This is a genomic window from Photobacterium sp. DNB23_23_1 (assembly GCF_052873815.1).
Window position 1 is genome coordinate 62,851 of the sequence record NZ_JBNNXT010000016.1, and the last position, 14,804, is coordinate 77,654.

Annotated in this window: 13 protein-coding genes; 12 read left to right on the top strand and 1 reads right to left on the bottom strand. The window is 49.6% G+C overall.

The window, feature by feature from the left end; all coding sequences use genetic code 11:
- The first annotated feature begins 23 nt into the window (after positions 1-23).
- From flgE to ACVA53_RS12275, 11 genes are all read left to right on the top strand, one after another.
- A complete protein-coding gene (gene flgE / locus ACVA53_RS12225) occupies positions 24-1,226 on the top strand; it encodes a flagellar hook protein FlgE (protein ID WP_446505251.1) in 1,203 nt (400 codons plus the stop codon).
- A 10-nt stretch (positions 1,227-1,236) separates the two neighbouring features.
- Positions 1,237-1,968 carry a flagellar basal body rod protein FlgF gene (locus tag ACVA53_RS12230; protein WP_446505252.1) on the top strand — a complete coding sequence of 244 codons (732 nt, stop codon included), beginning with the start codon at positions 1,237-1,239 and terminating at the stop codon, positions 1,966-1,968.
- Positions 1,969-1,978: 10 nt separating this feature from the next.
- Complete coding sequence (gene flgG / locus ACVA53_RS12235) at positions 1,979-2,764, top strand: flagellar basal-body rod protein FlgG (RefSeq protein ID WP_446505253.1); 786 nt, start codon at positions 1,979-1,981, stop codon at positions 2,762-2,764.
- 3 nt (positions 2,765-2,767) lie between these two features.
- A complete protein-coding gene (gene flgH / locus ACVA53_RS12240; protein ID WP_255041032.1) occupies positions 2,768-3,466 on the top strand; it encodes a flagellar basal body L-ring protein FlgH in 699 nt (232 codons plus the stop codon).
- An 8-nt stretch (positions 3,467-3,474) separates the two neighbouring features.
- Positions 3,475-4,596: a flagellar basal body P-ring protein FlgI gene (locus ACVA53_RS12245; protein WP_446505254.1), complete on the top strand. Its 1,122-nt coding sequence runs from the start codon at positions 3,475-3,477 to the stop codon at positions 4,594-4,596.
- A 9-nt stretch (positions 4,597-4,605) separates the two neighbouring features.
- Positions 4,606-5,103, top strand: coding sequence for a rod-binding protein (locus tag ACVA53_RS12250; protein WP_446505255.1), 498 nt, complete (start codon positions 4,606-4,608; stop codon positions 5,101-5,103).
- Complete coding sequence (gene flgK / locus ACVA53_RS12255) at positions 5,100-6,476, top strand: flagellar hook-associated protein FlgK (RefSeq protein ID WP_446505256.1); 1,377 nt, start codon at positions 5,100-5,102, stop codon at positions 6,474-6,476. The genes ACVA53_RS12250 and flgK overlap by 4 nt, the downstream gene beginning before the upstream one ends.
- A gap of 10 nt (positions 6,477-6,486) precedes the next feature.
- Entirely contained in the window at positions 6,487-7,392 is a 906-nt protein-coding gene (gene flgL, locus ACVA53_RS12260) for a flagellar hook-associated protein FlgL (protein ID WP_446505257.1), read from the top strand.
- 53 nt (positions 7,393-7,445) lie between these two features.
- Positions 7,446-8,501, top strand: coding sequence for a hypothetical protein (locus ACVA53_RS12265; protein ID WP_446505258.1), 1,056 nt, complete (start codon positions 7,446-7,448; stop codon positions 8,499-8,501).
- A gap of 94 nt (positions 8,502-8,595) precedes the next feature.
- Complete coding sequence (locus ACVA53_RS12270) at positions 8,596-9,192, top strand: hypothetical protein (protein ID WP_446505259.1); 597 nt, start codon at positions 8,596-8,598, stop codon at positions 9,190-9,192.
- A 331-nt stretch (positions 9,193-9,523) separates the two neighbouring features.
- On the top strand, positions 9,524-10,615 hold the full coding sequence (locus tag ACVA53_RS12275; protein WP_446505260.1) for a flagellin N-terminal helical domain-containing protein: 1,092 nt from the start codon (positions 9,524-9,526) through the stop codon (positions 10,613-10,615).
- Positions 10,616-11,192: 577 nt separating this feature from the next.
- Here the strand turns inward: ACVA53_RS12275 and focA are convergent.
- Positions 11,193-12,641, bottom strand: coding sequence for a formate transporter FocA (gene focA, locus ACVA53_RS12280; RefSeq protein WP_446505261.1), 1,449 nt, complete (start codon positions 12,639-12,641; stop codon positions 11,193-11,195).
- A gap of 796 nt (positions 12,642-13,437) precedes the next feature.
- Between focA and fliD the strand changes: the two genes are divergently transcribed.
- On the top strand, positions 13,438-14,796 hold the full coding sequence (fliD, locus tag ACVA53_RS12285) for a flagellar filament capping protein FliD (protein ID WP_446505262.1): 1,359 nt from the start codon (positions 13,438-13,440) through the stop codon (positions 14,794-14,796).
- Positions 14,797-14,804: the final 8 nt, after the last annotated feature.

Here is a 14,804-nt window from a genome sequence, read left to right on the forward strand (position 1 = left end):
TCTAGGTTAGAAGAGAAATAATAATGAGCTTTAACATTGCAATGAGTGGTTTGAATACCACCTCTCAGGAATTGAACACGATCAGTAACAACATCGCTAACGTATCCACCGTTGGCTTCAAATCATCTCGCGCGGAATTCTCGGCACTGATGAACGGTGGCATGGGTGGTGGTGTTGAACTGGCGAGCCTGTCCCAGTCATTCAACGATGGCGCCTTCAATATGACGGGGCGCACCACCGACTTGGCGATTGGCGGCAATGGCATGTTTGTTCTGCAGGGCGAAGATGGTGCCTACACCTATAGCCGTGCTGGCATGTTTCAGCAAGATAAAGACAACTTCCTAGTTAACAGTGCCGGTCTGCGTTTGCAAGGCTACACCACAGACAGCAGCGGTAACCTTCAAACCGGTTCTGTTGGTGATATTCAGGTTTCGACCGGTTCGGTTGCGGCTAAAGCCACGGATCGTGTTGATTTTGGCGCGAACTTGGATGCTGGCGCCTCAGAGATTGTTGATGAGAACGGTGATCGTATTCCGTTTGATCCGGAAGACAGCGATAGCTTCAACTCTTCGTACACGACAACGGTTTATGACTCATTGGGCAATGAGCACACCTTGACCCAGTACTTTGTTAAAACTGGCGATAACGAGTGGGAAGTGCATTACGCCATGAATGGCGAAGTGATGGAGGACGAAAGCGGTCAGGCATTGGAATTCGATGAGAGCGGTAAGCTGGTCGAGCCAACGGGCAACATTAGCCTTTCTTTTGCCCCGGAAGGTGCGGCAGAGATGAACATTGCTCTTTCTATGTCAGGTACTACCCAGTATGGCAGTGAATTCGCGGTATCGACTAACCGCAGCAATGGTCATACCGCTGGTGAACTGACCGGTATCACTATCGATGACAGCGGTATGGTATTTGCCAACTACAGCAACGGTGAGCAGATGATGCAGGGCCAAATCGTATTGGCAGACTTCCCTAATACCGGCGGTTTGATGCAGGTGGGCAATACCGGTTGGTCGGCGACACAAGCTTCGGGTCAGCCACTGATCGGCGTTCCGGGTACGGGCACTTTAGGCGGGTTGTACTCAGGTTACATTGAAGAATCAAACGTTGATCTAACCGGTGAGCTGGTGGGCCTAATGACGGCGCAGCGTAACTACCAGGCCAATGCCCAGTCACTATCAACCCAGCAGCAGCTTACCCAAGTGCTGTTCAACATGTAAGGGCGGTAGTGTGGATCGTTTGATTTATACCGCGGCAAGCGGGGCTGGGCGGATATTTAACGCCCAGCAGGTTCGGGCCAATAACCTAGCCAATATCAATACCCATGGTTTCCGTGCCGATATGGAGCGAGCACAGGCGTTTGCCGTACAGGGCAGCGGCTTTGACAGCCGTACGCTGGTTGAAGCCCAGTCGGCGGGTACCCGTTTTGATGCCGCGGAGCTACAAACCACGGGCCGCGAACTGGATTTGGCTATCCGCGGTGACGGCTTTTTTACCGTCCAGTTGCCAGAAGGCGATGAAGCCTATACCCGTTCAGGGGCGATTGAGCGCACCGAAAACGGTGATCTTATGATTGGTGGTTTGCCTGTACTGGCTGACGGTGGCGATGTGATGAACGTCCCGCTCTACAGCAGCATCGAATTTGGTGACAACGGGTTGGTCAATATCGTGCCGGAAGGTGAGGTGTTGGCGGTTGAAGTAGGACGCCTGAAGTTGGTGAATCCGCCGGTGCAGGACTTGGGTAAGCTGGAAAACGGCTTATTTGCGACCAATGATCGCCAGCCGCTAAACGATGACGAAACCGTAATGATGGTATCGGGCTTTCTTGAGCAAAGTAACGTTGTGGCCGTAGAAGAAATGGTGGCATCCATGCAACTGAGCCGTAACTTTGAAATGCAGCTAAAGATGATGCAAACCGCAGAAAAAATTGCAGAAGCAGGCAACCGCCTGATCAGAGCGTAAAGGATAAGAGATGAACGCAGCACTATGGATCAGTAAAACTGGCTTGGCCGCCCAAGATACGAAAATGGCGACCATTTCCAACAACCTCGCCAACGTCAATACTGTCGGTTACAAGCGCGACCGCGTGGCGTTTGAAGATCTGTTCTATCAAATCCAGCGCCAGCCGGGTGCCATGGCTGATGAAGTCAATGAATTGCCGACCGGCATTCAACTTGGTTCGGGTGTGCGTGTTGTTGGTACTCAAAAGGTCTTCACCGAAGGGATGTACCAAACGACCAACCAAAGCCTGGATGTGGCTATTGATGGTCAAGGTTTCTTTGAGCTCGAAACGCCGGATGGTGAGCAGGCATTTACTCGTAACGGCCAGTTTCACATGAACTCTGACGGTTTGCTGGTCAATACTCAGGGCTTGCCGCTGGCCCAGCAAATCCAAGTTCCTGAAGGTGCAGAAACCCTTACCATTGGTACTGACGGTATTGTTACAGCCAAGATTGCCAATGACGATATGCCACAGGAAATTGGCCAGATCACCTTGGCTAACTTCATCAATCCAGCTGGCCTTGAGGCACTTGGCGGTAACCTGTTCCGTGCCACTGCATCGAGCGGTGATGTGATTGACGGTATTGCCGGCGAAGGGGCATTCGGGCAGCTAAAGCAAGGGGTGTTGGAAGGTTCTAATGTTCAGGTGGTCGAGGAGATGGTGGATATGATCACGACCCAACGCGGCTATGAGATGAATGCCAAGGCACTGTCTTCATCGGATGAGATGTTGCAGTACATTTCTCAGGTACTGTAAGCCATGGCAAGACTGACGAAGGTTAAAACCGTTAGGCGTCTTGGAGCATGGCTGGCCGCCATGCTTCTGGCTGGTTGTTCATCTACTCCCTCGTTGATGGATGAGCGTCCAGCTCCGGATGATTTGGATTACGCCCCCCCGATGCTGGATTACTCGCTGCCGGATGCCCGTAGTGGCTCGGTCTACCGTGATGGGTATATGTGGACCCTGTTTCAGGATCGCCGTGCCTACCGTGTTGGCGATATGCTGACGGTATCGCTGGATGAAGATACCCGCTCGAGCAAGCAGGCCAATACCAACTTTGGCAAAAATGCCAGCGGTGGCTTGGTGGGTAGTTTTGCGACCGGCTCTAGCAGTGGCAGTGCCAGTGGTGATCTTTCCGGTAATCGGGATTTTCGCGGCAGTTCAGCCAGCTCGCAGCGTAACTCTTTGAGTGGCTCCATTACGGTGATGGTGCACGAAGTGCTGCCTAACGGAGTGCTGCGGATTAAAGGGGAGAAGTGGATCCGCCTTAACCAAGGCGACGAGTTTATCCGCCTTGATGGCTTGGTGCGGGGGGATGATATCGACAACGGAAACCAAATTTCCTCTCAGCGCGTGGGTGATGCACGTATTACCTATTCCCAAAGCGGTGTATTGGCCGATGCCAATGACGCAGGCTGGTTGACCAAGCTGTTTGTTAATCCGTTGTTCCCAATCTAAGAGGCATTATGTTTAAGCAACTTATCATTTTATTGACTGTGCTGGTCGTGCCTTTCCTGTTTGTTGATGCCGCCAATGCTGCAACCAACGAGCGCCATTTGATTGATTTGGTGGATATCCAAGGGCTGCGAGAAAATCAGTTAATTGGCTATGGCCTAGTGGTCGGTCTTGATGGGACAGGCGATCGTAATCAGGTAAAATTCACTAGTCAGTCGGTCACGAATATGTTGCGCCAGTTTGGTTTGCAACTACCTGAAAAAATTGACCCGAAGCTGCGTAACGTGGCAGCGGTCAGTGTTCACGCTTCTATTCCACCATTGGCCGGACCGGGGCAAACCATTGATGTAACGGTATCGTCTATCGGTGATGCCAAAAGCCTGCGCGGCGGCAGCTTGGTGATGACACCACTGCGTGCGATTGATGGCCAGATCTATGCGGTTGCCCAAGGGAGCTTGGTGGTGGCGGGGGTCAAAGCCGAGGGCCGCTCCGGTTCAAGCATTACGGTTAACGTGCCAACCACTGGTCGCATTCCAGGTGGGGCGATAATCGAAGAGGAAATCCCATCCGATTTCACTTCCCAACCTAAAGTCACATTGAATTTGCTACGTCCTAACTTCACGACCGCGCGTAATATCTCTCGTCAAATTGACGAGGTCTTTGGTCCGGATACAGCGATGGCATTGAGCAATGCTCGGGTCGAAGTTTCTGCGCCGCAGGATTTTGAACAGCGGGTGATCTTCATGTCGATGTTGGAAGATATGACCGTCGATATTGGCCGTCAGCGAGCGCGAGTGGTGTTTAACAGCCGCACCGGTACTGTCGTGGTCGGTAATGGCGTGCGTATTGGCCGGGCAGCCGTGAGTCACGGCAGTCTGACGGTGACCATTGCCGAGTCGTTCAATGTTAGCCAACCTAATGCGTTTGGCGGTGGCAACACGGTCGTGACCCCGGATAGCGAAATTGATATCAACCACGAACGTAATCCAATGTTCATCTGGCCGGAGGGCGTAGAGCTGGAAACCATCGTTTCAGCCGTCAATAGCCTCGGTGCTTCTCCCGATGACTTGATCGCCATCCTTCAGGCGCTGCACTCTTCGGGTGCATTGGATGCTGAACTGGTTGTGATTTAAGGACAGAGAATGACAGTAACTGTTTTACCGGTAAATACCATGGCGTTGCAGCCAATGGCGACCAGCCGCATTGCGGCAAACTCTTCGATGGGAACGATAACCACATTCGACAGTCGTCAGTTGGCTGATCTAAAAAGCACGGATGACACGCAGCAGGCGATTCAAACGGTAGCGGAGCAATTTGAATCGCTGTTTTTACAGATGGTACTCAAGCAGATGCGTAAAGCGAGCGAGGCACTCAATACCGATGATGACAATGCTTTGTTCGGAAGCCGTGAGCACAAGACCTATCAGGAGTTTTTTGATGGTCAGGTGGCTATCGAAATGTCAAAAAGCCAGCTTGGTTTGGCGGAAGTGATTGTCCGTCAACTGGGCGGTGAGTCGGCGTTTAAGGAAGCTAACGATGAGGTCGCTTTAACGTCAAGTAAGGCAGAGCAAGGTCCGATCGCGGGCAGCGCATTTAGCCAGTCTTTGCTGCATTTTAACCGTGAGGGCTCTAACGTATGAGTTTGATGAATATCGGCTTGTCTGGACTACAGGCAAGCCAAGTGGGCATGAATGTGACGGCCCAGAACGTTGCTAACATCAACACCCCGGGCTACAGCCGCCAGCAAGTACACCTGTCGGCGATTGGCTCAACCAGCATGAGCATGAAAGATGCGGGTAACGGTGTGTCGGTCAGTGCCATTCGTCGAGTGACCGACCAGTACCAAACCAACCAGATCTTCCGTGCAGGTTCTATGCTGGGTGAAGCGTCGACATCAGCCCAGCAGCTTAAGCGCTTGGAAACCTTGCTGTCTGGCGATTCGATGGACTTGAGCCAAGGCTTCGACAGCTTTTTCTCGGCGCTAAACGGTGCCAGTGTCTCGCCTTACGGTTCGGCTCATCGCTCGTTGATCATCAGTGAGGCGGAAGCCTTGGGTAACCGCTTTAATCAATTGAGCAGCTCGCTGGATGGTCAGTACAGTGATTTATCACAGCAGCGCAGCAGCGGGGTTTCGCAAGCGAACAGTTTGCTTTCTAATATCAGCAAGCTCAACGACGAGATCCGCAAAGGTGATGCCACGGGTGCCAATACCTCAGCGCTTCAGGATGAGCGTGATGTGTTGATTGCCGAGCTGTCAGAAATTGTGGATGTCCGTATTACCGATGCCGGTGACGGCACGCTGAATATTGCACTGCCTAACGGCCAGCCATTGGTGATGGGGAGTCAGGTTGCTCAATTTAGCTTGGAATCGGATCCGAATAATCCGCGCAGCGATGTGCTGTCGTTATCGCTCAATGGCCAAAGCTTCCCGCTAGATGACGACATCGGCGGCAAGCTGGGGGCACTGTCGGCATATGAAAAAGATGTGCTGATCCCAACTCAGGAAGCGATCAATGACATCGCCTTTGAGTTTGCCCAAGCCTTTAACGACCAACTGGCCGAAGGTTTTGACTTAAACGGTGAGCCGGGTAAACCCTTGTTTGTTTTTGATCCGGAAAATCCAGCGTCAACGCTGTCTATCAATCCGGATTTCAAACCAGAAGACTTGGCCCTGTCGGGTGACGGTACCCCAGGTAATACCGACAATCTGTTGAAACTGATCGAGATTAAAGACCAAGAGTTTGAGATTGGTGATCTGGGCTCGCAAACCTTAGGCAGCGCGTTTAATTCTCTGCTGGGTGATATCGCAGTGAAAAGCCGTCAGGCGCAATCGGATCACGATGCGGCCAGTAATATTTACCTTCAGGCAACGATTGAGAAATCGGCAACCAGCGGGGTTAACCTTGACGAAGAAGCAGTCAGCCTGATGATGTACCAGCAAGCTTACCAAGCCAACATGCAGGTGATTAGCGCATCGAATCAAATGTTCGCGTCAATCATGCAGCTATTCTAAGGACACCGCCATGCGTGTAAGTACTAATCAATATAGCCAGATGATGTCTGGCAGCCTGAGCCAGAACTCCTTGGGCATCAATAAGATCATGCAGCAAATGGCAACCGGCAAGCGGTTGCTGGTTCCATCTGATGATCCAATGGCCTCGACGCGGGTGATGAACCTCAAGCGTGAGCAGGCTGCGATTAGCCAATATCAGGGTAACATCGAGCAGGCCGATATCGCGCTGAAGAAACAAGAAACGTATCTGAGCAGTGCAACCGATGTCTTGCATCAAGTCCGTGATTTGATGCTATGGGCCGGTAACGGTGCTAACGGACCTGATGAACTGGCCGCAATGGCTAACGAACTTGAGCACTTGCAAGACAGCTTGGTGAGCTTGGTTAACTCGAAAGATGAAAACGGTAAGTACATCTTCTCGGGTAATGAGGTGAATACCCAGCCGTTGGTGAAAGATGAAGAGGGCAACTGGACTTACCAAGGTGACACCGGTATCCGTGAAGTGGTGGTTGGCGATGGCGTAACGATTCAGCTTAACGTCAATGCTGAGGATATGTTCTTCTCGGGCGGGATGGATATCTTTAATCAGTTAGATGAGCTGGTTGATGCGTTGCGCGACCCTGATTTTGACTTTGAAGGCAGTGAGATTATTGGCCGTAGCCTCGATGTGCTTGATGATACCTTGCTGTCAGTGTCGGGTACGGTGACCAGTTTAGGTAGCCGCCAGAATGCCTTGACCACGATGCAAGATGGTCACAGTGAAGTTGAGCTATTTAACAATGACTTGATCGGGCAACTGGAAGATCTCGATTACGCCGATGCCATGGTGCAATATAACAACTACCTGTTGGCACTGCAGGCAACCCAGTCGACCTATGCCAAAACAGCTAGCTTGTCTTTGTTTAGTATTATGTAATAGTTGCCCTGCCGGTGATCTCGGCAGGGCATTTTTTGATTGATGGAAAACACATGGTTTCTCAGGTAAATGATCTTCGCTCGGCAGCGGCCGGTGCCAGTCGCCAGCAACAGGTAATTGCAAGGCCAGCCACTAAAACGGCCGCAGTACCTGATAACAAGCAGCCGGATCCATTGCGCCTGTCGCAAACCCTTACCCCTGAACACACCCGCCAGCACAGCTTGATCCAGCGTGCTCAGCATAAAGTCGCCGCTTCCCGTGTGGCGGAGTCTAGCCTTAGTGACATTGGCCAAAACCTAGCCCAACTGGGTAAGCGGGTAGAGTTTGCCATGCGAGCCGGTAGCGCTTCGCCAAAAATCACTGCTGACATTGAGCAGTTAGCCAGTCGGATGGAACAGCGCCTGCAGCAGGCGACGTATAAAGATCAGCCTGTGCTGAGCCGTCAGCTCAAGCCCGTGTTCCATGGTGAGCCGCGTACGTCCTTCCAAATCAAAGGGCTGGATACCAAACGCAGCAGTCCGCGTGATGAAACGGTCATTTTCAATCTTGCCAAAGGCGGTGCCAATGCGGTGCCGGTTAAATTGGCGGCCAATGCGACGCCAGAGCAGCAGGCCATGCAGTTTCGCCAAGCACTTAACGAGCATGGTATCGGGGTATCACTCAACAAGCAGCGCCAATTGGTGTTCTCGGCCAATGAAGCGGACTGGCAGCACTTGTCGCAAAAAATGCGGGTAGTCGGTCAGGGCGACCGTTTCCCGGCAGGCCAGCCAAATCGAGTCAAACTGGAAACCACCGAAGCTCGATTTGAGCCGCAAACCTGGCAGACCGATAAAGATCAGCTGCGTCAGACGTTGGTACAAACCCAGCAGATGATGAAGCAAATCAAATCCAGTATTCAAGAGCTTCGCACTCATAACCAAGATGTCATGCAGCGGATTGATACGATCAACCAGCGTAACCGTTATTTAAGTGACAAGGTACTGGACAGCGCAGAAGCGGATTTATCCCACATACTGCCAAGCGGGGATAACTTTAGTTCGGCCTTCCAAAACTTGAAGGTCCAAGCCAATGTCCACCGTCAAACCGTGGTATCTTTGCTAAGCCGGTAAAATAGCTAAGCGATTAATCACTTAGCCAGTAAAATTAAATGTTGCCACTCGTGACCACCAACAACGCGTGGCAAGCTGATATCGAGGGTTCACCATGCTGTCACCTATCTCTGCGGCGATTAATAAATTACTGCGAATTGAACCCCAGCAGTTGAAAGCGGAACAATTCACGCCGCCGCAACAGGGCGCCAAGCTAGGTGCCAGCACCGCCAATACCCACTCTTCGACACCTCAACCCTTGCCACAAGCCCAGTGGCAGGTTGTCCGTATGCTGGCCAACTTATCAGGCATGTCATTGGGGCAACCCCAAGCTTATAGCGCGCAAACACTGCAATCGCCGAGTTTCCGCTTAGCCGGTGGGGAAGGGGAGTTACAATTACGTTTGCAGCTAGAAGGCCAAACCCACACTATTCGCTGGCAAGTCGGCGGTAATCAAACAGAACCGCAACTGCTTAACTCCACCTTGCCGCCAGCGTTATCATTGGCGTTGTTGCCAACCGTTGATCAAGGTTGGCGCTTGGTTGCCAAAGGTTTTTTGCATAACGAACCGCTGCAATTGTTGTGGACCCCCTATGGTAATAGCGGCAAAGACGGTTCTGCCGCGGGTTCTGCTATCTCCCTCAAAGTGTGGCTGCGCACCGGCTTCATTATCTCGGTCATGGTATTTTCTTTTTGCTACTGGCTGTTTTAATCTTTCTTACTTCTTACTTCTTACTTCTTACTTCTTACTTCTTACTTCTTACTTCTTACTTCTTACTTCTTACTTCTTACTTTTCTTTATCTCGTTACTCTCTGTAATTCCCCCATAAGAAAATTAATTCATTCTAGCCAATAGCCAATAGCCAATAGCCAATAGCCAATAGCCAATAGCCAATTTTAAAATTTATATTTAAGAAAAATTTATTTTCGTCGTTGGCGAAAAAAAATAAAAAAATTGGCAAAAGTCGGTTTAAGCAGCAGGGATAGGTGTCGTTTTATAGAGGTGTAGACACTATATCGAATATTAAACAGAGGGCACTAACATGCTATCGATGCACACTAACTACACATCTCTAATTACTCAGAACAACCTGAACAAAACATCGGGCGCAATGGATCAGGCGATGCAGCGCATCTCTACTGGTTTCCGCATCAACTCAGCGTCTGACGATGCGGCGGGCCTACAGATTGCCACTCGCCTACAATCTCAGGTTAACGGTCTAGGTGTTGCTCAGCGTAACTCTCAAGATGCGATTTCTATGTTGCAAACCGCTGAAGGTGCATTCGACGAGATGACCAACATCGGTCACCGTATGAAAGACCTAGCCACTCAAGCAGCGAACGGCACTAACTCTGAATCAGAGCACGACGCGATGCAATCAGAGTGGAACGAATTGGTAAACGAGCTAGAAAGCGTTATCGACAACACGCAATACGGTTCAGGTAACAACCTGTTTGGTGAAGGTGGTCTGTTTGACCAAGACATCACATTCCAAATTGGTGCAACCACTAACGAAACACTGACTATCAACATTGCTAGCTCTCTTTCTGATGTACGCGATACGATTGGTGATCTTAAAGGACTTGATCTAGGCGCTGGACCTGTAGGGGACCTAGAAGGCCACACTAATTATGCTGAGGCAGATGAAGCAAATTGGACAGCTAGTTTCGAACAAGCTCAAGCTGGTGGTTACCAGGGGGATGAAGCTGCTTGGACTGCACTTAGCGGAGGAGATCGTACCGACACTGCTTTCCAAGCGGCAAACGAAGCTGCTTTCGATGTAGCTCTAGCTGAAGCGCAAGAACCTTCAGGTGCTGCTCAAGCTATGGATGCTGTAGACCGTCTTATTAACGGCGGCACTATCACTAATGCTGACGATACAACCACTGATGTTGTAGGCATGGGTGCAATCCGCTCTGAGCTAGGTGCGAACATCAACCGTCTGGACCACACCATTGTTAACCTTGGTAACATGCAAGAGAACACTGAAATGGCGAAAGGCCGTATCATGGATACTGACTACGCGGTTGAATCTTCAAACATGATGAAGAACCAGATGCTAACGCAGATGAGCATGTCTATGCTTTCTCAGGCGAACGGCATGTCTGGCATGGTAATGAGCCTAGTAGGCTAATAAGCCCTCGCCTCAATACCAGGTATATAAAGCGCAATCGAACCACTCCAATTAATCAAAAGCCGCAGCCCCCGCTGCGGCTTTTTTCGTACTCAGAATAAGGGCGTCATATTTGTTATTGATACATAGCCAAACGGTATCGTTAATAAATGGCAATAATGCTACCCGTCAATATTCTTGAATATTGCCAGTCATAGAGTGCCGAATTGGATAAACGGTTATTGAATTTAATTCTGTGGCAGTGAAAAGACATTGTGTGGTGTGTATACACCCAAGTCAACTTGCTCGCCGAGAGTTCAGCAATCGACCCATTACGGGGTTAAATAACCTCGAAATAGGTATACCAACCTACATAAATAATTGACCAGTCTTGCAGGTTAAAATCGCTGTTTTCTGCGTTAGATATTTTGTAATTAGAGCCACTAGTTACTGCGATATCTGCCTTGATAACAACGATTTTTCCAGTGCAAATACTTGATCAACTACTTATCCAGATTGGCATTATTCCAGCTAATAAAAAACCGCAGTCTAGACTGCGGTTTTTTTGTATTGGTATATTATCTATGGTCAGTTTTTATTAAACCGCTTCCAATCGTGAGACTTCTTGAGTTGCGCCGTTTTGGTAGACATTTCGTAGCTCAGCCATTACACCCTCACGGGTGACCGTGCCAACAAACTGGCCGTTATCCAGCACAGGCAGGATACGAGGCTTGCTCACTTGCAGCGCTTTTACCCGATCTTCCAATGAAAGGGCTGTGGTGCTGGTGGCGATCCCCATTGCCGAGGTGGGGTAAAGCTGCTCTTTATCGATACACAGAAACTCGACCACATCGACCAGGCGGTCTTTGGTATTAACAGCAATAACATCTTGCTTCATCAAGTCGACCACCTTAGTCTCTTGGTTTGGCTGGTAGTCGCGGTACCACAACTCTTTCATTACATCGTACATCGACAAGAACCCGACTAAACGGCCTTGGATATCACAAACCGGTGCGCCTGAGACATTGGCGGTGGTCATCATGTCGATAGCGGTAGGGATCAGCATCTCGGCCGATAGGGTAAGTGGTTGTGGGTCGGTGATGTCTTTAATGGTTAGGTGTGACAGCATATCGGCCTCCTTGACTGATGCGATGTCTAAGCTCTGGGTAATAGCACGGATGTTTGCAGCCTTGAGCTCTGGGCGGCGGAAAATACACCAGTTAGTCAGGCCCACTAATACCGCACCGCCGACAATATTGCCCAGTGTCACCGGCAGCAAATTGGCCATTAGGAAGGTTGGGATATTCAGATCGCTGTATTGCTCTGGGCTGGCAGAGATCATTTGCCAGAATTGCTCGGGCGCAAAGTTCTGGATGGTGATACCCAGCGGCACCATAAACATATTGGCGACTGAGTGCTCGAAGCCGCTTGAGACAAACATAGAAACCGGCAGCACCATGATCATGGCTTTGCTTAAGGCGTTGGCTGAGCTGAAGGTCATCCAAATAGCCAAGCAAACAAGCAGGTTACACAGCACGCCTAATGAGAAAGCCTGTATTGGGGTGTGATGGAGTTTATGCTGGGCGATATTGAGGGCATTCATGCCCCACTGGCCGTTGTTGAGCATGAACATACCGGCAGCGCTGATCAGCAGCAGCATAAACATGGCACCGATGAAGTTGCCGATATACACCTTGGCCCACAGGGAGAGCATCTTTCTTAGTGTGATCTGGCGGTTGGCCCAAGAAATGCTAGACAGTACCGAACTGGTAAACAGCTCACCACCACATAGGACAATCAATATCAGCCCCATGCTGAACACCATACCGCCGACTAAGCGGCTGAGACCCCATCCGGTCGTCGCGCTGCCAGTAGTAACCGTGATGTAAAATACGAAAGCAAGGCCAATAAACGCCCCTGCCATAATAGCCAACCCCAGTGTCATACCGCTGGTTTTCTTTGCTTTGCTTAGCGCGAACTTTTCCGCTTCCGCCATCATTTCCTTCGGCGAAAACAGCTGATTATTGCTGGAATCTACGTTACTCATGCTTACCCCAAGTGCTACACATCCTTTCCGTCGGCGTTAACCGCTTCTAACTTGAATGTCCCTATCAAGCCATATGCCTAAAGTGCAGGCATTGCCATGATAAGAAAAACTGATAGCCATAGAAAGCTTAATCATCTTTTCTTATGTGAAATATATGATTACATTTTCGTATATTGCGACATAGGTAGAAATAGTGGGTGTGCAACATGGCGCAAAGCAGGTGTGAAGCGGGGTGCCTATCCTCGTTGCCATCCCTGCCTGCTTTTATTCTGTTTTCTTAATGCGTGTATAGCGCTCAAACTTTGAAATTGCTCACTGATAATTCTGTTATTAAATATTTCTGTAGTGGTGATGTATGGGGGCGGATTTGTGCGTTTAATTGGGCGTGTCGTCAAGCTGGCAATGTTGCAGGGCATGCTCTAAAAGTGGGCTTTTGGGGAGCTCTTTTTTCTTCGGTTTTTTTACCTTTTCTCCGCTCCTTGTTTAGCACCGTTAAATGCCGTTTAAGCCATTAAGACATTCCGTTTTTTTGTCGCCTTATATTGATAGCAACTTCAACTTTATTGGGCGGAATAAATATATTTCCGCAGGCGGAAATAAAACTTCCGCTTATTCATAAAGAATGAAATTACATATTTATTAGTTTGGCTAAATAGACTTAAAAATAATCAAATTCGGTCATAAATAGCGTTATTTTACTTAATTTAAAGTTGGAATGGTTCTTGCTTTACGGCTTCTGCTGTAGACGTTTTTTTAAGTGAAATTAGCGACTTCTGGCTGAGTGAGGAGAAACGCAATGTCAATGATGGACCCTGCTTCTTTAGCAATGCAGATGGTGATGATCCAGCGTCAGCCATTTGATATCCAATATGCTAACCAACAGTCAATGTACCAAACGCAATTAGATGCGTGGAAAGATATTGATTCCGCTTTCAGTAGCTTTTCATCAGCACTGGATAAAATGAATACGGCGGATAACAGCTTTGTCAAAAACAGCGCTACGGCCAGTGATGAAGGGTATATCAATGCAACGGCAGGCGGTGGTGCCCGTCACGGTAGTTACGATCTGTTTGTTAAGCAACTGGCTCAGGCTAAGCAGGAAGCTATCACGCTAAAAGGGGATGACCTACCAACGGAAGGGGTCGTGACTATCGACATTGCGGGGAGTGATGAGCCACTTGTCATTGACTTCGAAGAGTTCAACAAAGATGGCGATAAAACAGTAACAGACTTGGCTGATTACATCGACGAGTTTGATGAGGGCGTTACTGCCTCTGTGGTGCGCTCTGGCGATGAAGTGAGCTTGATCCTCAGCAGCAGTGAAACCGGTGAGGAAAACAGCTTTAGCTTGTCATTTGATAACAGTTTAGGTGACTACTTCTACCCGCCTCAAACCCTGACCGAAGCCCAAGATGCCATTGTGATGCTGGGCGGAGAAGACGGCCTTGAAATCCGTAATAGCTCAAACACCATTGATGATGCGATTTATGGCGTGTCGCTTGATCTAACCAAAGCGCATGAGCCAGGCGAGAAGCCCCTGACTCTGGTTATTGGTGGTGACACGGAAGCATCAACAGAAGCGGTTGAAGAGTTCGTTGATGCTTACAACGCGCTGATGAACACCATCCTTAAGCACACCATGACCGATTACCAAATCGAAAATGATGATGGTGATGACGACGATGAGGATAGCGTAAAAATCACTAGAGCGGGTGCCCTTGCCAGTGATTCAACCGCCCGCAGCCTCAAGAATATGCTTAATAACCTGACGCGTGGCCAGTTCGATGAAGGCAGCCTATATAGCATCGGTATTGAAGCCAACCGTGATGGCACGTTGAAAATTGATAGCGAGCGATTTGAACAAGCGCTTACTGAAACCCCTGAAAAAATCGATGCCATTTTCTTTGGCGATAACGGTGTGATGACGTCGCTGGAAAGTGCGATTGAGCCTTACACCGGTTCGGTGAATTCAGGTAATAACCTGCTTAAGGGGCGTCAAGATACCTTGCAGGGCAATATTGACCGAGTTGACGACAAAAAAGAGCAACTCGATTACCGCATGGAAAAAACCTACAACCGCTACTTGCGCCAATACACCGCAATGCAGCAAACCATGATGCAGATGGAATCGACCGGTTCCATGTTTATGTTTTAGAGGAACAA